22 protein-coding genes are annotated in these 16587 nt (G+C 35.5%); all 22 read right to left on the bottom strand.

Annotation, left to right across the window (positions count from 1 at the left end; translation table 11 throughout):
* Window positions 1-132: 132 nt before the first annotated feature.
* Window positions 133-573 (bottom strand): hypothetical protein, encoded by a 441-nt coding sequence (locus HYN48_RS13835; protein ID WP_108372428.1) that lies wholly within the window; start codon window positions 571-573, stop codon window positions 133-135.
* A 170-nt stretch (window positions 574-743) separates the two neighbouring features.
* Window positions 744-1139: a hypothetical protein gene (locus tag HYN48_RS13830; RefSeq protein ID WP_108372721.1), complete on the bottom strand. Its 396-nt coding sequence runs from the start codon at window positions 1137-1139 to the stop codon at window positions 744-746.
* A gap of 925 nt (window positions 1140-2064) precedes the next feature.
* Window positions 2065-2229 (bottom strand): hypothetical protein, encoded by a 165-nt coding sequence (locus HYN48_RS15340; protein WP_219909591.1) that lies wholly within the window; start codon window positions 2227-2229, stop codon window positions 2065-2067.
* 177 nt (window positions 2230-2406) lie between these two features.
* Window positions 2407-2817: a hypothetical protein gene (locus HYN48_RS13820; RefSeq protein ID WP_108372718.1), complete on the bottom strand. Its 411-nt coding sequence runs from the start codon at window positions 2815-2817 to the stop codon at window positions 2407-2409.
* A 190-nt stretch (window positions 2818-3007) separates the two neighbouring features.
* Window positions 3008-3478 (bottom strand): hypothetical protein, encoded by a 471-nt coding sequence (locus tag HYN48_RS13815; protein WP_146171809.1) that lies wholly within the window; start codon window positions 3476-3478, stop codon window positions 3008-3010.
* 184 nt (window positions 3479-3662) lie between these two features.
* Complete coding sequence (locus HYN48_RS13810) at window positions 3663-4253, bottom strand: hypothetical protein (protein WP_108372712.1); 591 nt, start codon at window positions 4251-4253, stop codon at window positions 3663-3665.
* Between the two features lie 167 nt (window positions 4254-4420).
* Complete coding sequence (locus HYN48_RS13805; protein WP_108372710.1) at window positions 4421-5038, bottom strand: hypothetical protein; 618 nt, start codon at window positions 5036-5038, stop codon at window positions 4421-4423.
* A 176-nt stretch (window positions 5039-5214) separates the two neighbouring features.
* Entirely contained in the window at window positions 5215-5577 is a 363-nt protein-coding gene (locus tag HYN48_RS13800) for a hypothetical protein (protein ID WP_108372707.1), read from the bottom strand.
* Window positions 5578-5754: 177 nt separating this feature from the next.
* On the bottom strand, window positions 5755-6174 hold the full coding sequence (locus tag HYN48_RS13795) for a hypothetical protein (protein ID WP_108372705.1): 420 nt from the start codon (window positions 6172-6174) through the stop codon (window positions 5755-5757).
* A 193-nt stretch (window positions 6175-6367) separates the two neighbouring features.
* Window positions 6368-7159, bottom strand: a complete 792-nt coding sequence (locus HYN48_RS13790; protein ID WP_108372703.1) for a hypothetical protein — start codon at window positions 7157-7159, stop codon at window positions 6368-6370.
* Window positions 7160-7848: 689 nt separating this feature from the next.
* The gene (locus HYN48_RS13780) at window positions 7849-8250 is read right to left on the bottom strand and encodes a hypothetical protein (RefSeq protein WP_146171808.1); all 402 of its coding nucleotides are present in this window, start codon (window positions 8248-8250) and stop codon (window positions 7849-7851) included.
* 173 nt (window positions 8251-8423) lie between these two features.
* A complete protein-coding gene (locus tag HYN48_RS13775) occupies window positions 8424-8831 on the bottom strand; it encodes a hypothetical protein (protein WP_108372696.1) in 408 nt (135 codons plus the stop codon).
* Window positions 8832-8997: 166 nt separating this feature from the next.
* Window positions 8998-9324, bottom strand: a complete 327-nt coding sequence (locus HYN48_RS13770) for an EF-Tu C-terminal domain-related protein (protein ID WP_108372693.1) — start codon at window positions 9322-9324, stop codon at window positions 8998-9000.
* Between the two features lie 190 nt (window positions 9325-9514).
* Window positions 9515-9817 (bottom strand): hypothetical protein, encoded by a 303-nt coding sequence (locus HYN48_RS13765; protein ID WP_108372690.1) that lies wholly within the window; start codon window positions 9815-9817, stop codon window positions 9515-9517.
* Between the two features lie 177 nt (window positions 9818-9994).
* Window positions 9995-10636, bottom strand: a complete 642-nt coding sequence (locus tag HYN48_RS13760) for an alpha/beta hydrolase (RefSeq protein WP_108372688.1) — start codon at window positions 10634-10636, stop codon at window positions 9995-9997.
* A 718-nt stretch (window positions 10637-11354) separates the two neighbouring features.
* Entirely contained in the window at window positions 11355-11699 is a 345-nt protein-coding gene (locus HYN48_RS13755; RefSeq protein WP_108372685.1) for a hypothetical protein, read from the bottom strand.
* A gap of 177 nt (window positions 11700-11876) precedes the next feature.
* Window positions 11877-12242 (bottom strand): hypothetical protein, encoded by a 366-nt coding sequence (locus tag HYN48_RS13750; protein ID WP_108372682.1) that lies wholly within the window; start codon window positions 12240-12242, stop codon window positions 11877-11879.
* 160 nt (window positions 12243-12402) lie between these two features.
* Window positions 12403-13017 carry a hypothetical protein gene (locus HYN48_RS13745; RefSeq protein ID WP_108372680.1) on the bottom strand — a complete coding sequence of 205 codons (615 nt, stop codon included), beginning with the start codon at window positions 13015-13017 and terminating at the stop codon, window positions 12403-12405.
* Between the two features lie 2 nt (window positions 13018-13019).
* Window positions 13020-14186, bottom strand: a complete 1167-nt coding sequence (locus HYN48_RS13740; protein ID WP_108372678.1) for an AAA family ATPase — start codon at window positions 14184-14186, stop codon at window positions 13020-13022.
* 360 nt (window positions 14187-14546) lie between these two features.
* Window positions 14547-14867, bottom strand: a complete 321-nt coding sequence (locus tag HYN48_RS13735; RefSeq protein WP_108372675.1) for a WapI family immunity protein — start codon at window positions 14865-14867, stop codon at window positions 14547-14549.
* Window positions 14868-15519: 652 nt separating this feature from the next.
* Window positions 15520-16086 (bottom strand): hypothetical protein, encoded by a 567-nt coding sequence (locus tag HYN48_RS13730; protein WP_108372673.1) that lies wholly within the window; start codon window positions 16084-16086, stop codon window positions 15520-15522.
* A gap of 157 nt (window positions 16087-16243) precedes the next feature.
* Window positions 16244-16552: a hypothetical protein gene (locus HYN48_RS13725; RefSeq protein ID WP_108372671.1), complete on the bottom strand. Its 309-nt coding sequence runs from the start codon at window positions 16550-16552 to the stop codon at window positions 16244-16246.
* Between the last annotated feature and the right edge of the window lie 35 nt (window positions 16553-16587).

Below are 16587 nucleotides of genomic sequence, written 5' to 3'. Positions count from 1 at the left end.
GTCCGGCGGCTTCACGTCAGTTGCGGCTTCTGGAACTGAGTACTCTCGGCTGGACAGAACGAAGGTATGGAAAAAAGAATTTCATTTCACAAGGTTAGGAGCAATTGCGTGAAACCGCTGTTAGCCGTAGTTCTAATTTGGAAACTGAGTATTCTTTTTTATAAATGAAATATTATAGCTTTCAGTAACCAGTCCAATACTTCGTTCAATATTATTTTTCCCCGTAATTTTCACCAAAAGATTATTCGAATCTAATTCAATGCTGTCTCCAATTACCAGAGTGTCACAAAGTTCTAGATAAATCTCAGCTTTCTTATTTTTTATTACATAAGGAAAATATTGCTCGTTAGTATTGGAACGAAAATAAGCAATATTGCTTTTAACATTGTCGATTTTCCATACCGCAAAACAATGATTATTTGAACGCTTTACTGAACTAATTACACCTTTTATATTCACATTATTATGCAATACTTTATCTTCATATTCCGAAAAACTATTCTCGGCATTATTCACTTCAAAACAAATTAGGGCGAAAATTGCTAACGGTATTATTATTTTCAGATATTTCATTTGCGTTTCAATTTTCTCGAGAATTACGGCTAACGTCCGGCGGCTTCACGTCAGTTGCGGCTTTTGGAACTGAGTACTCTCGGCTGGACAGAACGAAGTTATGGAAAAAGGTGTTACATTTTACACGAAAAGCAGCAATTGCGTGAAACCGCTGTTATGTGATGTCGCAATTAAGGTAAAATACGTGTTACTAACTTGTTTTTTGTGAGTTCAACTATTTTAAATTTCTCCGTATAATTTTTATCCCAAAGAGGATGTTTAAGAACAATAATTGAGTCAGTAAGTTTTTCCCAAGTACCGTCTACAATTTCGTAATCTATTTTTTCACCAGGAAAAATTGTACCGCAATTACCTGTGCTTTGTTTTACCTTTAATTTACCTTCTTTTATAAATTGTATTCCTGGTTTACTTTTAGAGAATTTTGACCGCTGATAGTACGAAAAAGTTTGACTTTTGCTATCATAGCTTTTAAAAACCCAAGTTCTTTCGAGGATGATTTCTTTTTCTGAGTATGACGAATAAAAAACTAAAAAAAGTAAGCTGATAAGAAGAGAAGTTATTTTCATATGAGGACGATTTTCAAGCGATATCACATAACGTCCGGCGGCTTCACGTCAGTTGCGGCTTTTGGAACTGAGTATTCTCGGCTGGACAAGACGAAGTTATGGAAAAAAGAAGTTGATTTTACAAGGGAAGCAGCAATTGCGTGAAGCCGCTGTTACAGGCTGTTGCGACACAAGCGCAAAATCACGCAAAGTAACCACAAAGAATTTCTACTGCGATAGTTTTTTTGAGATCCAGGTTAAAGTTTAGAATTTTGAAAAGGAAATTTTCAGCATTTTTCAAGACAAAGAAATTGACAAAGACTTAAGCAGCAATACAGCCCAATTGAGCTTCGCAGAGATTTCTCGGCAAGAAGAAAAGTAAATGGAGACCAGAAAAATCCCGGCCAAGGTTTCAAAGCTGAGCCACAAAGTTGCTCTTTGAAAAATAGGAGAGAAGTTAATTTGTGATTACACAAGCCGAGCCATTCAATTACGAAAATCGTCATTTCGGACACGGAGCAATTGCCTGTAACGTCCGGCGGCTTCACGTCAGTTGCGGCATTTGGAACTGAGTACTCTCGGCGAGACATGACGAAGTTATGGAAAAAGGCGGTTCATTTTACAAGAAAAGTAGCAATTGCGTGAAACCGCTGTTGTGCGCAGTAGCAATTTTTAGACTAACTTTTTGTGGTTATTGTCTAAATACTGGGATCTGATATCTGCATTTTTAAAATCGATTTCAGCATTCTCTATTTCATTAAAACGGTTTTGTCGGTTTTGCGGAACTCTACGATAATAAATTTATTTTCATCAATGACATCGAAGTCCACAAGCATAAGATAATCTTCGATGGAATTTTTATCAAGCATTACTTTTCCTCCTCCAAATTTATGTCGATCAGTTCCATTTTTTTTTACGCCAGAGATCCAGTATTCTTCTCCGGTTTCTACATCAAAATGGTTACCACTAATTCCTGTATTTTAAGTTTTTTAAGTGCCTTATTGTCAAAGTAAACAGTTTGACCAGATTTTGAGAATTCAACTTTTCCGATCCAAGCTGGACCATGATGGCCTTCTGTTTTATTCTCGATATACATTACTTTTGATTTCATTCCAATGTTTATTTTGAGTCCGTTCGCAGAGCTATTGCGCACAACGTCCGGCGGCTTCACGTCAGTTGCGGCTTTCGAAGCTGAGTATTCTCGGCTGGACAAAACGAAGTTATGGAAAAAAGAAGTTCATTTTACAAGGGAAGCAGCAATTGCGTGAAACCGCTGTTAGCTGTAGTGTTAATTTTGACTCGGCTTTTCATAGATTGTCGTAAAGTTAGCTTGGAAAGGTGGATTAATTATTTTCATATCCCAATCTTTAGGAATGGTGGGAAACATTTCTTTCGTTTTTATGATAAATTGAAACCATCCAGGCAACTCTTCGCTGATGGTAAAATATTTTTGTCCAGCAACAATTTGCATTTCAATCTGATCGATAGTTATTAAGTCTTTTTTGTACACATTAAGTTGTGTGATTTCATCCCACTTTACGGAAGCATTAAAGTTTTCATAGTCAAGAATAAATCCAACTTCATCATATTTAAAACACCCCAAGTCATTGTAAATTTCGTCAAAAGACTTATCAGAATTAGAGTTTGTCAAATGCTTTTTACGAAGTATTTTAGAAAACAATTTTTGGAGTCTGTTCATTTTATTGCGCTTGGAAATCGTTAATTGGACGTGAATTTTTCAAACATTACAGCTAACGTCCGGCGGCTTCACGTCAGTTGCGGCTTTTGGAACTGAGTACTCTCGGCTGGACGAAACAAAGTTATGGAAAAAGCGGCTACATTTTACAAAGAAAGTAGCAATTGCGTGAAACCGCTGTTATATGCCGGCTTTATTTTTGGTTTGGTTCGCCATACTTACCAAATTCAGGTTTAGAAATTTTATATTGGATATTCTTAGGATTTCGAATTTTATAGATTACTCTGGCTACTTCAACTTCTGGACACACGACATTATTCAACTGTATTAATTTTAGATTTAACGAATCACCTTTTATATCAAAATCACCAGCATACTCAATACAGCCTGTCATTGTCGATAAATAAGAAATGTAAATCTCATCTCTAGTATATTTTATCGTGTCAATTTCAAGATCGAACTTTCTTGAACTAAGTTTCGTAAAGTTTCTGTTCGTTCTGTCTTCTTTGGATAAATTGTATTTGAGATCGAAAGAAATAAGATTAGGACTTGGTTTATGTGTTTTTCTGATAATTCCTAAATCAACTTTCTTTTCAGTGCATGAAGCAACTATAAAAAGTGAAACTATAAAAAGCGAAACGACGAAAAATACTCTTCGTTTCATTTTTTGGAAGTTGATTTTAGGTACATCGCGCATAAGCTGGCATATAACGTCCGGCGGCTTCACGTCAGTTGCGGCTTTTGTAACTTAGTATTCTCGGCGTGGACAGGACGAAGTTATGGAAAAAGGTAGTTCATTTTACAAAGTGAGCAGCAATTGCGTGAAACCGCTGTTAGCAGCAGCCAAATTATGTAACCCAACCGGCTAATGAACGGACACGCTCCCATTTATTATTTATTTTTTTATAAATTGTTGTATTACTTCCCATTGAATGAGGTCCCCAATAAGTTGTACTTGAAAAAATTACATATTCTTTATTTTTTGAAAACAGCGGAAGTCCAATGCTTTCTAGAGAAATATCTTTCCCGAATTTTTGCCTTAGATTTCTCCAAAAATCATCAATGTTTTCACTTTGAGAATGTAGTTTATCAAGTGTATCTGTTGAAATAACTTGTTTGCAATTAAGTAGATCTGCATTTAACCTGAAAATTTTAGAACTGGCTATTTGTTTTTCAATGAATTTAAAATCTTCATTCGTGTATATTGAATCGGCTTTTACTTTAATAGTTTCCATAAGATTCATTGGCCCTTCCCTAAAGTACGAATAATCCTCTTCAGTTAAATAAATACTACTGTTTGAATTACATTTTGTGAAAGACTTGATGACTTCATAAATATCGCTTTTATATACGATACCAATCTGTTGTCGTTCTATTTTTTTATCACTGGAATGACATGCAAATAATAGAAAAGTTATTAGAAGTGAAAGTTTTCTCATGGTTTATACATGATTTTCGGGTTGGTTGCTGCTAACGTCCGGCGGCTTCACGTCAGTTGCGGCTTTCGAAGCTGAGTACTCTCGGCTGGACAAGACGAAGTTATGGAAAAAGGCGGTTCATTTTACAAGGGAAGCAGCAATTGCGTGAAACCGCTGTTGTGCGCAGCTTAACTTACCCAATTCCTGATTGTAGCGATGACTTTCCAATTGGAGTCAACTTTTTTTAAAATATAAGTTCCACCGCCACCACATAATCCTCCACAATGATAGCCACTGCTGATAATTACAATTTGATGATTTTTAGAGAATAAAGGTTTGCTGAGTGTACAAAATCCATCACCATATTTTTTATAAAATTCCTCCCAGAAAAGTGTAGATCGACCATCTTTATCTTTACTCTTTTTTATCATTGAACTAATTGTATCAGCAGATACAATGATAGAATTTTTAAAGTATTGCTGTTGCAATCTAAAATCGTCTTTAATTTTATTCTGTTTATGTATATAATCAATGTCTTCTTTAGTGAATATTGAATCCAACCCATCTACTGATAATAACTCTTCTTCACTTAAAGGTGCTTGCGATAAATCATGATCTAAAACAACTTTACAACCTTTCACGATTCCACTATCATTTTTAAAACAATATTCTAAAAAATTATTTATGATTTTATTGTCAATTAAATGAACTTCTTTTTTACGAAATTCAGCTTTCTTTATCTTTTCTTGACATGAAACTAAGCCTAATATTAATACTAAAAAGCTAAGTATATAAAAATTTTTCATATGTATATTTTACGACACGGTTGGTATAAGTTGCGCACAACGTCCGGCGGCTTCACGTCAGTTGCCGCTTTTGGAACTGAGTACTCTCGGCTGGACAAAACGAAGTTATGGAAAAAGCTCGTTCATTTTACAAGAGAAGGAGCAATTGCGTGAAACCGCTGTTAGCGGCTGTAGTTTTATTTGCAATATTTGTCAGCAAGAATCCAAGCTTTGCTCCAGTCAGATGACTTTAAACCATATTTATTAATTACAGTGTCTATTTTTCTCTCAATTAGTCTCTCTACGTACTTATCATGTTGGGCAATTGAATTTGGATATCTTTTGTCTGCTAGATTTTTCGCATTTTTCTTAATTTTTAATCTAATTTCTTTGATTTCACAAATACTAATATTCTTGCTTTTTAAATATTCAACAAATGCTTTGTATTTGATATCATCATTTTTGGCATCACTGCTAGTATTCTCTGCATTCCTTGGGTCCTTACAATTGGAAAATATCAGAAACGATACAAGTAAAAGGAAACGAACTGATATTTTCATGATTTCTATTGTTTTCAACGATTCTCGGGACTATTGCCGCTAACGTCCGGCGGCTTCACGTCAGTTGCGGCTTTTGGAACTGCGTACTCTCGGCTGGACAAAACGAAGTTATGGAAAAAGCGCGTTCATTTTACAAGGGAAGTAGCAATTGCGTGAAACCGCTGTTATGCGAGGTGCTTAATTCATTTCAACTTCGAATAATAAAATAGATGTCGCATTTTCACCATTACTGTCCAAATATAATATTTCAGAATTTTTCTTTTTTCTTTTTGGATCAATGATGTAACTGACTGGAAAAGTGATTGGGTTTCCTCTACCCTTACTTTTTCCAACCATTGTTACACGATTATCTTTTGATCGAACCATAATTCCAGTAAGACAATCATCGCATCTAGTATCTGAAAAATATTGAATGGTAATCGAATCGCCGACTTTATAGTCACTGTTTTTAAGAACTAGGGGCAAGTTATTATTGTATTGATTATATTCCTTTATTTTAATTTTATTATAATAGACATGCCACACACTTATTGTGTCTGAAGCTTTGCAAATCAAGCAAGTAAATAAAAAAGAGAATAATAGAATGGAATTTTTCATGTTATTTTATGTCTTAAAATTGGCTGGATCCTTGAGGCTGCTGTAGCATCTCGCATAACGTCCGGCGGCTTCACGTCAGTTGCGGCTTTTGGAACTGAGTATTCTCGGCTGGACTGAACGAAGTTATGGAAAAAGGTCGTTCAATTTACAAAGGTCGCAGCAATTGCGTGAAACCGCTGTTATGCGACGTTTCTTATCGACCCCATTCAATCATTCCTTGTTCGGAAATTGAGTTTGCTGAATCCAGAATATTTATATCATATTTAAAATCATATTGTTTTGTTACTTCGATAAATTCCACTCCTAAAAAAAGCAGATTGCCGTCATCGATGTAATTTGGTTTAATCGCAAAATTTTCAGCATTTCCCCTCATTGCGACTGTAGGATATACTAAACCATCGAATATTTCACTTTTAAAATGTTTTTCAGCAATTGCAATTGTCAACTTATATAAATGAATGTTTTTTTGACTAACAGGCTGACTAAATGTCTTAGCTAAAAAGTTTTGTATAATTTCATTTTCTTCTGTTTCAGATGCTTTGGGATTCCATTTTTCGTTTTCTCTACTAGAATTAAGATTTAAAAAATTTTCATCGGTGTAGCCAACATTATTCAACATAATTTTTGTTGTTGTAATCCAATGCGATAAAACGATAAAATCGCCGGGCCTTAAATTTAATTCAAAGAAAGGCACTTCCCTGGATGTGCCCGCATAAAAAATACTTTCACTTTCTCTGCTTGCCCGGTTTATTTTAGCGAAGTTTTTTGGAGGGTATGAAAGAGAAGAAATATTTTTGGGCTTTTCTGAATACTTAATCCCGCGAAAAAGTTCGACTCCTGGTTCAAAACATGGTGTATTGATTTTGTATCCCGTAAATAATAAATTCAACATCTCACTAATTTCTTCGATACTAGCTTCTTGTAAATCTAAATTTTCGATTTCGAAAATTCTCTGTATTATATTTTCTCGAGATGGTAAGTTCATTGTTGGTGAAATGTCGCATAACGTCCGGCGGCTTCACGTCAGTTGCGGCATTTGGAACTGAGTATTCTCGGCGTGGACAAAACGAAGTTATGGAAAAAGGTCGTTCATTTTACAAAGTGAGTAGCAATTGCGTGAAACCGCTGTTACCGGCTGGCAGAATTTCTAATTACGATTGGTTATGCATTGAAAAATTATAGAAATCAATCGAGTAATAAATTGTTGCTAAAGCCATAACGACAATTTGGATCAACAATAAAATAAGAAATTCATAAGACTGTTTTCTTTGTTCAATTTTTCGCTCAAACAAATAATTCAGCAAACTGATTATCACAATTGAAATCAGATAAGTTGGTAAAAGTTGATTGACCTGACTCCAAATTAAGTCCATTAATTCTCCGGATGTTGGCACACGAACAATTATCGCATAAGACAGGTAAGCAAACCAGATCATTAAAGCCGAGCAAGCTAAGTTTATTAAGTATTTTAGAATTCGTTTTATCATTTTTTACAAGGAAGTTCTTTTGGTTCCGGCGCGCACTGCTTGCCGGTAACGTCCGGCGGCTTCACGTCAGTTGCGGCTTTCGAAGCTGAGTACTCTCGGCTGGACAGAACGAAGTTATGGAAAAAGGTGGTTCATTTTACAAAGTGAGAAGCAATTGCGTGAAGCCGCTGTTAACTGCAGGACTATATTATTGTAATTGCATTACTTTTTTAGCTATAGGGTTTTTTGGTACAGAAATAGCTTTCTTTTCCCAGTATACACTTCCGCCATAACCAAAAACCGTATCACGTTTAATTATCAATGCATACATTGTTGGACCTTCGTGAAGTTCTATTTCGTCTAAATCAGGTCGCATTTTAAGAGAATTTAATATTTTTTTTATTTCTCGAACTTCTGCGCTGGTGAATTTAACTTCATAACGATAAATTTCACCAGCATAACTTGGGTCATAAAAGAAAGAACTTTTAGCGTCACCACGGATGTCACGATCATCAATCTCGGTTTTAAACAATACCAGAGTTGCTTTAGTTGTAGAACAGGAAATTGAAATGCAAAAACAAATAATTAGGGACACTATTCTATTTTTCATGGTTGTCTTTTGAGTTCGTTCGCGGAAGTCTTGCAGTTAACGTCCGGCGGCTTCACGTCAGTTGCGGCTTTTGGAACTGAGTACTCTCGGCTGGACAGAACGAAGTTATGGAAAAAGCGGTTACATTTTACAAAGTGCGCAGCAATTGCGTGAAACCGCTGTTATGTGTGGTTTTAATTTTTTTTCGTAAATTCTCTAACAGCCATTGAGCCATCGCTCATATTTAAAGTTATCATTAGTGTGTTTTTATTTTTACGATATTTAACTCTTATATCCGAATGGCCCTTTTTCCAACGACCGTTTATAGTTCCCCAAATAATTCTACCGTACTCAAATTTTACCTTATATTTTAACTTTTCAGAATCAGATTTTCGATTATAAGAAACAAAATATTTTTCTCCTTCATTAGTCACATCCATAATTTGTTCAGATTCATTTGTAAGGGTTGCAATTGCGAATTTAGCAATATCACCATTAGTGAATTTTGGACTGACAGTCTCAATTACATTACATTCAAGATGTTTTTTTTCGTTGCAACCGAAAAATAAAACTATACAAACTAATAATAGAATTTTTTTCATAATGTTGTTTTTATGTCGGTTCGTCAGGTCAAAAATCACACATAACGTCCGGCGGCTTCACGTCAGTTGCGGCATTCGGAACTGAGTACTCTCGGCTGGACAAAACGAAATTATGGAAAAAGGCGGTTCATTTTACAAGGGAAGCAGCAATTGCGTGAAACCGCTGTTATATGACGGCAATAAGTTTTTCGTCTTTCAGTTCCAATATTTTTCCTGACCCTACAATTATTGGTCCTTCATGGAAATTAAATTGCATTCCAACTTTAAGTTTATATTCAAAAAACTGTGGTGAAAGCAAAGTGATTTCGGCCAAAACACTTTCACCAGGAAATACGATTTCTTTATCAACAAATTTTTGACTTCCGGAAGTTGACATCTTTTCAAAATCAAATTGAACTTGCGGACGATAGCCAGATTTCGCCGCAGTCTTACGACCGCCATCTTCAGTTTTCAAATATTTAAGTTCTGCTATAAAATGAGGGTTGTTATCCATTTGATTAAGATTTTCTCAACGCAATTTTGGCCGCTGTCATATAACGTCCGGCGGCTTCACGTCAGTTGCGGCTTTCGAAGCTGAGTATTCTCGGCTGGACAGAACGAAGTTATGGAAAAAGCGGTTACATTTTACAAGAGGAGGAGCAATTGCGTGAAACCGCTGTTAGCGGTTGTTTTAATTTTGTCCACTATCGATCATTAAAACTTCGCACCTTATTATCATACCATTTGACAAATTTAGGTAAAGTGATTTGAAGGAAAACGATAACAGAAAAGAATATTAATTTATCATATTTCTCGTTTAAAAAAGCGTTTGCAATGCTCAATAAAAGAGCTCCAAAAATTAAAATATTAAAAATGATTTTATAGGGTTTGCCAACTTGTGTTAGTCTTTTCTGAAATATTGAACTCAAAATAATAAGTATAAAAAGACTAATGAACAATGTAGACATTGCTTGGCTGCTTTTTAAAATTTCGATAATGTTATTCATAATTCGATATGTTTATTTCCGTGAATTTAGAAAGCTCGTAGCAAAATAACCGCTAACGTCCGGCGGCTTCACGTCAGTTGCGGCATTTGGAACTGAGTACTCTCGGCTGGACAGAACGAAGTTATGGAAAAAAGAAGTTCATTTTACAAGGAAAGTAGCAATTGCGTGAAACCGCTGTTATAGGCAGGCGTTCTTTAATATTGTTTCGATCTCTTTTGGCTTGTTAACGGTCATAAAATGTCCACCGTTTTTAATTTCAAAATTGACATTGACGTTTTCAATTGGAATTATCTGGTCTTTAGTTCCATGAAGATGGATGTAATTTTCAGGATAAGTTTCATTTTTCCAATTTACAATTTCATTTATTGCCCAACGGAGAAATTTTGGATTTGTGTCTATCAAAACATTGTTCAAGAGTAATTTATCATCTTTAGTTTCAACGCCAAAAAACCAGTTTGTAATAAAGTTTTGCATTTTAAGCATCGAACTTGGCAATAGTTTATTGAGTTTCATTTTTCCTGCAACTCGATAAATTTTAGGCAATTCATATCTCGTTTTTGCAGAAGCAATCAAGATTATTTTTCTTGGCTTTAAAAACTTTGAGATTTCAACAGCAAGAATTCCACCAAAAGACAAACCAACCAAAATTGGATTTGCTGAAACTATTTTTTTAGAAATTCGTTTCGCATAATTTTCAAGATTTTCATTTTTAATTGGCTCAATCCATTCTACGAATTCAATATCCAAATCCCCAAAATCGATGTTGTCAAAAACTCTTCTGTCAACGCCCAAACCACTAAAAATGTAAATTTTGCTCATTAAATTTAATTTGGACTACTTTCGTCACACGCTTGCCTATAACGTCCGGCGGCTTCACGTCAGTTGCGGCATTTGGAACTGAGTACTCTCGGCTGGACAGAACGAAGTTATGGAAAAAAGAAGTTCATTTTACAAGGGTAGGAGCAATTGCGTGAAACCGCTGTTACCTGCAGGTTTACTTTCTTGGAATCAATTTTCCTAAATGTATAATTATCCTACCCGCATCCCTAGGTTTTTTTAAATTTTCAGTTCCAAAAGTAATAGTATCATCTTTAACACTACTATTTAATATTGTCATTTGCAATACGCCATCATTATCTGTAAGCTTTATTGATCTCTTTTCGTAAGAAATCTTTCCTTTAATGCTTGCGCCAGAATTCAACTTTCTTGTATAAGTGTTTTTTTTTGAATGTTATAATTCCATTCTGAGATTGAAACTCATTTTCGTATTTAATTTCATATTTTCCTACAAGCTTTATATCTTGAGTTTGAATAAAAAAGGAAATCAATATAAATAAAACAGTTTTCATAAGTAGCTATTTGGAAGTGTGAAATTTACGACAATTTTTTAAAACTTGCAGGTAACGTCCGGCGGCTTCACGTCAGTTGCGGCTTTTGGAACTGAGTACTCTCGGCGAGACAGAACGAAGTTATGGAAAAAGCGGTTACATTTTACAAGGAAAGCAGCAATTGCGTGAAACCGCTGTTAACTGCCGTATTAATTCTCTATTTTTGTTTCAAATCCAGTTTTTAGAGCTTTTTTCTCAGCCTCTGTTAAAAGTCTTTTATTAATTTCTTCCCATAGTCTTATTGCCTCATCTATTTTTTCTATCCCTAAAGATTTAACCGCTGTTCCCCACAAAAGAATTGCAAAGTCTTTTTTATTATAAAGGACATTACCAAACCGAATAAAATATGCACCTTGAGCCTGTTCTTCAGCCACTTTTGCAAAATCAAGTTTACCACCGTTACTTTCGGTTTTGACGTAATCAGCAATTGCTTTTTGCTGTGCAGAACAGAAAAAATTTATAAATATTAGAAAAAGAAAAATTAAGTTTTTCATTGAGTCGTAATTTTAGGTTGGTTCGTCACAAATATGGCAGTTAACGTCCGGCGGCTTCACGTCAGTTGCGGCTTTTGGAACTGAGTATTCTCGGCGAGACAGAACGAAGTTATGGAAAAAGGTGGTTCATTTTACAAGAAAAGTAGCAATTGCGTGAAACCGCTGTTACATGCCGTTTCATTTTCGATAAATTTCCAAACGATCATTTTTTAGGAATACTAATATGTCATCTAAAGAATCAAGTATTTTTGAATGTATCCATTCACTTTGAGAATTTTTATAAACGTTTAGAATTTCTTCAACGATCTCAAAATCAAGTTTTCTGTAAATTCTTGCAATGTCTCCAAAACATCCAATTGCATTAGCCGCAATTAATTCAGATTCGTTTTTAGCAAATTCGATTGACTTTTGCATAGCCAAATTATAATTACCACTGCAATGAACCAAAGTTATCAGCGCTAATATTTTTTCGTCTTCATTAGATGAGTTCAATAGGATATCATTTTCTGCTTTATTGTAATCTGGAGTATCTTCGTAATTCATGTACGTTCGGTTAGAAATGGCATGTAACGTCCGGCGGCTTCACGTCAGTTGCGGCATTTGGAACAGAGTACTCTCGGCTGGACAGAACGAAGTTATGGAAAAAGTGGTTACATTTTACACGGAATGCAGCAATTGCGTGAAACCGCTGTTATGTGAAGCATTACTGTTGAAACGCTTGCAATCGGGCAATCGTCCTTGCTAAACTGTTAGAATTTTTTGCTGCTTCTTCGATATTCCAAACATTCTTAATAAAGGGAAGAATTGCAGAATTATAGGCAGGCCCTTTTTTAGCTCCCGAGATTGGCGTTAATGAAAGTTTGAGATTATTATTATGCGATTTTGAAGCTATGTTCAACATCATGTATAGACTGGGCTTTAATGGAAAGATTATTTCAACAGCACCAGTTTTTCTATCAATAACCTCTGGTTCAGGAATCAAATCTACACTCGTGCCAAGCCAATGCGAAAATCCTTTACGATCTGCCATCAACCAAGTTTCCGCTTCTTCCCAAGCAACTCTGAGTAGCATTTCTGCTTTTAAAGGGGCGTTATCTAAAAAATCCTTAATCAAAGAAGGTGGGCAATGGTAATGGTCCAGGTCTGTTAGCAAAAAAATAGGACTTCCCAAATTGTTGTATTTGGGAGCATTATTTTTAATTTGACTTCCGCGCGAAGGAAGCCTGTTCTTTATTGTAATGTCTCGTCTATAATCTTTTACTAATCTTTCAATTATTTCCTGTGTAACCTGATCCTCTCCAACAATATCTATTTCCATGCTTACTCGTTTAATTCCAGAATACCTTGGATATTTTGAGGAGATACTTTAGGGATAACTGATTCAGCCATACTGAATCCAGCGTCGAGATATCTTTTTACATCTTCAATATCCATTGCTTTCTTAATTTCCGTCCCTTCAGGAGTAGTGAGTAAAACTAAAGTTTCTTCCTGGCCAATTCCTTCACTGCTAAGAATGTCATAACTATGCGTTGATATAATTACTTGTCTAACTCTACCTTTACGTCTTTGCAAATTATAAATAAATTCAGGTAATTGTTTTACTATCGCCGAATGTAAATATAATTCAGGTTCTTCTAATAAAATTGTTTCTTGACCATCCAAAAGCGCCCACATGAAGCCAATTAAACGTAAAGTTCCATCTGAAAATTGACTTTCCTGTTGTTTTGCACCTTTTGATCTCCAGTGTTCATAAATAGCTTCCAAATGAGGAATGCCTTTTTCATCTTTAACGAATTTAATATTTGAAAGCTGTGGAACTGCTAACTTTAAAACGTCGTTGATTCGTTTTAGATAAGAATTTTGGGTTTGTTTATTCGTTCGATCGATTTTATCCAACAAATTACGACCATAGAAATCTTCTTTATTGCTTGCAATTAAATATGATTCAGGGTCTCGTATTAATTGAGGTACAATGTGTAAGTATTGAACTTCCCGGAAAAAAAAATTAATGTCTCTAAAATCTTTGTTAGAGTTTGGCTGCTCTAGCCAAGTAAATTTGAGAGTTTCAGAATCCTCATTTTTGTCCTTAGAATTGCGGTTGACAATAACTTTCCCATTATTATTTGTAACTCTTTCTTCTAAAATTGTAGCTTGCTTTGCAATAATTCCTCCTCCAAAACTCTTGAATGATAGGTAATAGATCCAAGTTACTTCGTTTGAATCATTTGGAGAAAGATATAGCTCAAGTGCAACATCCGAGCGCCTTCTCGCCGTTAACGATCTAATTTTTGAAACGCCACCTCTTTGATCAACTGCATATTGTAGTCCTCCAGCTTGTTTCACTATATCACGTACAAAGCGAATTGCGTCTAAAAAATTAGATTTTCCCGAAGCATTTGCACCAACCATGAAAACTCTATTTTTCAATTCGATATCGACATTCTGAAAATTTTTCCAATTTGCCAATTTTATTCTGCTTATTACCATGAAATATTTTTATGTAAATATAAGATTATTTATTTGTCATCCCCTTTCGAGTGTTCTTTACGTCACTACAAGGCGGTTTCACATAACGTCCGGCGGCTTCACGTCAGTTGCGGCATTTGGAACTGAGTACTCTCGGCTGGACAGAACGAAGTTATGGAAAAAGGTGGTTCATTTTACAATGGAAGCAGCAATTGCGTGAAACCGCTGTTACCGGCTGCCGTTACTTTATGACAAATCACCAATTTTTGGAAACTTATTTTTTATTTGTCTAAGTTGAGCACACATTTTAGGTATTTGGGTCTGATCAAAATCGAGATAAAATTTGAGCGTTGTATTTTTATAGCTACGCATATCGGATGCTTAAACTGTAACTTCAAAATGCCCGATTCCATCGCCGACAATTCGTAACTCTAAATAGTTTTCCATGTCACTAAAACTCGCCGTTCCGTTTAGATTGTCATAAAGTGCTGAAATTTGTCTTTCAAAATCTTCAAAGTCTAAAGTGGTAAATTCCGCAATATAATTGCCTGTGAAATTCTCTAATCTGATTTCTACTTTGGTTTTTATCCAGTTTTTATCCCAATCCATTTCAGCGCTGAGATAAGTATACTCAATTGGTTCAAGTTTTATAAAACTGCCTGAATCAAAAATCTCAAAGTATGTTTCGTTTTCTAAGTCCATATTTTATGCGGAGTTTTTGGTCCACGGTTGCCGGTAACGTCCGGCGGCTTCACGTCAGTTGCGGCTTTTGGAACTGAGTATTCTCGGCTGGACAGAACGAAGTTATGGAAAAAAGAAGTTCATTTTACAAAGAAAGCAGCAATTGCGTGAAGCCGCTGTTACAGGCTGTTGCGACACAGGCGCAAAATCACGCAAAGTAACCACAAAGAATTTCTACTGCGATAGTTTTTTTGAGAACCACGTTAAAGTTTAGAATTTTGAAAAGGAAATTTTCAGCATTTTTCAAGACAAAGAAATTGACAAAGACTTAAGTAGCAATACAGTCCAAGTGAGCTTCGCAGAGATTTCTCGGCAAGAAGAAAAGTAAATGGAGATCAGAAAATCCCGGCCAAGGTTTCAAAGCTGAGCCACAAAGTTGCTCTTTGAAAAATAGGAGAGAAGTTAATTTGTGATTACGCAAGCCGAGCCATTCAATTACGAAAATCGTCATTTCGGACACGGAGCAATTGCCTGTAACGTCCGGCGGCTTCACGTCAGTTGCGGCTTTTGGAACTGAGTACTCTCGGCTGGACAGAACGAAGTTATGGAAAAAGGCGGTTCATTTTACAAGAAAATTAGCAATTGCGTGAAACCGCTGTTAGCCGTAGCCAAATTAGCTCACCCATCCCGATAATGAATGAAAGCGTTTCCATTTATTATTTATTTTCTTGTATATTTCTATAGATCCACCTAACGAATGCGGACCAGTTGAATAGTTGCTGGAAAAAATCACATAATTTTTGTCCTTTGAGAATATCGGAAGTTTTATATAAGCTAAACATGTTAACTGTCCATATTTCATCCGAATCTTTTCCCAAAAAATTTCGTCAGTTTTACTTTCAAAACGCATTTTGTTTATGTTGTGCTTGGTTATTATTCTGTCGCATTTAATCTTTCGTATATCTAACTTAAAATCGGTGGCTTTTTTCATTTGTTTTCTGAAAAAGTCCACATCTTCAGTGCTGAATATTGAATCCAGTTTATACGTCTCGATGAAGTTTTTATCATATGGTGTATCATTTTCAGAATAATAAATTGTGCCTTTCGGGGCACAATTTTGTAATGAGTTGATAACACTATACAAATCATTTTCAGAAATTACTCCATTTTCAGATTCCGTATTTTTTACTTCTTTGCAAGATAAGCTCGATAAAGCTAGAATAAATAAAAATTTCCTCATTTGGTTATACGCGACTTTTGGATTGGTTACGGCTAACGTCCGGCGGCTTCACGTCAGTTGCGGCTTTTGGAACTGAGTACTCTCGGCTGGACAGAACGAAGTTACGGAAAAAAGAAGTTCATTTTACAAGGTAAGCAGCAATTGCGTGAAACCGCTGTTAGCGGCTGCCGTTATTTTGCTTCTTTGCGTTGTTGTCGTCTTTGACACTTTTTAAATTGTCTGCTTCTGGAGTTGCACTAATTTGAGAAACAAACCACATAGTTCCTTTAGTTTTCCAAATTTTATTCGCCCAAAGTATGCCAACAACTAATCCCAGGCTAATTATAATGATTGCAATAATTAGATTTGTTTGAGTAGAATTTGGGAAATAAATTAACGCTCCAATTATGCAAGAAATGAGAAACGGTGATGCAACAATTTGCAGCCAACCAATTACTTCCATTAGATAATCAAATTTTCTAGACATGTTTTTCAATTTACGTCATTTATTAACACATTCGC

The organism is Flavobacterium magnum (assembly GCF_003055625.1).
Classification (GTDB): Bacteria; Bacteroidota; Bacteroidia; order Flavobacteriales; family Flavobacteriaceae; genus Flavobacterium; species Flavobacterium magnum.
This window is presented reverse-complemented; position numbering and strand designations above follow the sequence as displayed.

Bases quoted from the DNA above. Each gene is read 5' to 3' on its own strand.
- HYN48_RS13835 (WP_108372428.1), bottom strand. From the start codon at position 573: ATGAAATATCTGAAAATAATAATACCGTTAGCAATTTTCGCCCTAATT.
- HYN48_RS13830 (WP_108372721.1), bottom strand. From the start codon at position 1,139: ATGAAAATAACTTCTCTTCTTATCAGCTTACTTTTTTTAGTTTTTTAT.
- HYN48_RS15340 (WP_219909591.1), bottom strand. From the start codon at position 2,229: ATGAAATCAAAAGTAATGTATATCGAGAATAAAACAGAAGGCCATCAT.
- HYN48_RS13820 (WP_108372718.1), bottom strand. From the start codon at position 2,817: ATGAACAGACTCCAAAAATTGTTTTCTAAAATACTTCGTAAAAAGCAT.
- HYN48_RS13815 (WP_146171809.1), bottom strand. From the start codon at position 3,478: ATGAAACGAAGAGTATTTTTCGTCGTTTCGCTTTTTATAGTTTCACTT.
- HYN48_RS13810 (WP_108372712.1), bottom strand. From the start codon at position 4,253: ATGAGAAAACTTTCACTTCTAATAACTTTTCTATTATTTGCATGTCAT.
- HYN48_RS13805 (WP_108372710.1), bottom strand. From the start codon at position 5,038: ATGAAAAATTTTTATATACTTAGCTTTTTAGTATTAATATTAGGCTTA.
- HYN48_RS13800 (WP_108372707.1), bottom strand. From the start codon at position 5,577: ATGAAAATATCAGTTCGTTTCCTTTTACTTGTATCGTTTCTGATATTT.
- HYN48_RS13795 (WP_108372705.1), bottom strand. From the start codon at position 6,174: ATGAAAAATTCCATTCTATTATTCTCTTTTTTATTTACTTGCTTGATT.
- HYN48_RS13790 (WP_108372703.1), bottom strand. From the start codon at position 7,159: ATGAACTTACCATCTCGAGAAAATATAATACAGAGAATTTTCGAAATC.
- HYN48_RS13780 (WP_146171808.1), bottom strand. From the start codon at position 8,250: ATGAAAAATAGAATAGTGTCCCTAATTATTTGTTTTTGCATTTCAATT.
- HYN48_RS13775 (WP_108372696.1), bottom strand. From the start codon at position 8,831: ATGAAAAAAATTCTATTATTAGTTTGTATAGTTTTATTTTTCGGTTGC.
- HYN48_RS13770 (WP_108372693.1), bottom strand. From the start codon at position 9,324: ATGGATAACAACCCTCATTTTATAGCAGAACTTAAATATTTGAAAACT.
- HYN48_RS13765 (WP_108372690.1), bottom strand. From the start codon at position 9,817: ATGAATAACATTATCGAAATTTTAAAAAGCAGCCAAGCAATGTCTACA.
- HYN48_RS13760 (WP_108372688.1), bottom strand. From the start codon at position 10,636: ATGAGCAAAATTTACATTTTTAGTGGTTTGGGCGTTGACAGAAGAGTT.
- HYN48_RS13755 (WP_108372685.1), bottom strand. From the start codon at position 11,699: ATGAAAAACTTAATTTTTCTTTTTCTAATATTTATAAATTTTTTCTGT.
- HYN48_RS13750 (WP_108372682.1), bottom strand. From the start codon at position 12,242: ATGAATTACGAAGATACTCCAGATTACAATAAAGCAGAAAATGATATC.
- HYN48_RS13745 (WP_108372680.1), bottom strand. From the start codon at position 13,017: ATGGAAATAGATATTGTTGGAGAGGATCAGGTTACACAGGAAATAATT.
- HYN48_RS13740 (WP_108372678.1), bottom strand. From the start codon at position 14,186: ATGGTAATAAGCAGAATAAAATTGGCAAATTGGAAAAATTTTCAGAAT.
- HYN48_RS13735 (WP_108372675.1), bottom strand. From the start codon at position 14,867: ATGGACTTAGAAAACGAAACATACTTTGAGATTTTTGATTCAGGCAGT.
- HYN48_RS13730 (WP_108372673.1), bottom strand. From the start codon at position 16,086: ATGAGGAAATTTTTATTTATTCTAGCTTTATCGAGCTTATCTTGCAAA.
- HYN48_RS13725 (WP_108372671.1), bottom strand. From the start codon at position 16,552: ATGTCTAGAAAATTTGATTATCTAATGGAAGTAATTGGTTGGCTGCAA.